Here is a 1764-nt window from a genome sequence, read left to right on the forward strand (position 1 = left end):
ATATAAAGGTATATCTATTGTCTGAAGTATCCCAAAGCAGTGATATGTTGAATTGATTCGTCTAGATATTGTTCACTAGGCACCGTAAATGTTTCACCATTTCGAGTGCGTGTAATCGTTAGTGTTTCATCTAGAATGGCAATTAGCTCTGCTCGAGAGATTGGTTTTGCCATTTGCTTCATTACATATAGTAAGCCTTCATCTACACTAGCATCCTCTTGGTTAAACATATTACCTAACGTCATGTACTGTTTGCCATTACCTTCAATTAGTGTGGAAACATAATTAATAAATCGCTCAGGAATATAGCTCACATTTTCTACAAATGGTAAGCATTCATAATTCTCACCATATGCATTGAGGTGGTTGAGGATAGAGAGGTGGAATAGGCGCACATATAGCTTATTCATATCAAAGGTTTCGTTTGGATAATGTTCTTCTATATATTTTTGAATATCCTTTATAGTAAATAGTTGTTTTGTATTCATAAAATACTTGATAGTTTGATGTAAAGGATCTGTCCAACCATTTGGTGTACCAAGTCTATCCTCTGCAAGCCCGCAATAGTAAATGCTTTCAAGAATATCTTTCTCTACTGTTTCATTACGCACGATTGCATCTGCATTGCATTGTTTAGTTAATAAGGCCATGCGGAATTGTGTATCGTAAACAAAATCGTAGTATTGCTCCTTGGCCTTGTAATCATTGTTAGAGAGGACCTTAATATTATCTACGATGCTGTCATCTAACCAAGTAATAAAGGATTTTTCTAATCGTGCATCACCAATATATACGCAGCCTTGATGCTCTGCACGCTCAATGAATTGAGCCACATAAACAGGATCATTAAAGGTTTCTAAATATTCATGGGCTACATAATAGTTATTGGATTGCAACACGCGATTGATATTATCGATTTTATAACCAGACTGTTTTTGAATTTCATCGTCCATCTTCATGGTTTCCGCAATTAGCTTTAGCACATTCTTTGTGTAAATCGTACGTTCTTGCAAGCTATCTTTTTTAGCCTGTGTTTCGGAATAGAGCATAATGTCGCGAATTTGTTCTAATCGTTTCCAACCAGGATATGTATTGTACGATACATAGGCGATACCGCGGTCTGATAAATTGCGATTACAAATAGATAAGATTTTATCTTTTACAATATCTGGCACCCAAGACCAGATGCCATGAACGATGATGTAATCGAAGGTGCCGAAATCATCATCGATGTCCATAATATCCTTTTCTAGCAGCGTGATATTAGTGAGGCCGATAGATTTGATTAACTCGTTACCATGCTTAATTTGGACAGGGGATAGGTCGATGCCTGTGAAAGTTGCTTCTGGATTGTACAGTGCTTGAGGAATGATATTACCACCACAAGAGGAACCAAGCTCGAGGACACGGGCACCCTTAATTGGCGCTGGATTGAGACCGTATAGACGTGCTTTGGCGATTAAAGAGTTGATAGCACAATTAGAAAATGCTTTTGATACATAAAGAAAATCATCGTAAGAGTCCTTCAATGCATCAATCTCTTCTTGATCCGCAGACTTTTGATGCGGTGGAGCACTAATTATTTGTTGTGATTCATTATGATTGTTTTCTTTATTTTCTTTATATACTTCATTAGAAGTGTTTTTTGATGGCTCTTTAGTTTGTGTATCCATAACGAGTCCTTTCTTATTCTTTATGGGTAAATACCAACTTATATATTTATAACTATATTTATATCTATAACTATAACTATATCTATAACTA

Annotated in this window: 1 protein-coding gene; it reads right to left on the reverse strand. The window is 36.0% G+C overall.

The window, feature by feature from the left end; genetic code table 11:
* Positions 1-14: 14 nt before the first annotated feature.
* Complete coding sequence (locus QZ334_RS08255) at positions 15-1673, reverse strand: class I SAM-dependent methyltransferase (protein WP_295233595.1); 1659 nt, start codon at positions 1671-1673, stop codon at positions 15-17.
* Positions 1674-1764 lie beyond the last annotated feature (91 nt).

The sequence above is a fragment of the Veillonella sp. genome (genome assembly GCF_019414865.1).
Lineage (GTDB): Bacteria > Bacillota > Negativicutes > Veillonellales > Veillonellaceae > Veillonella.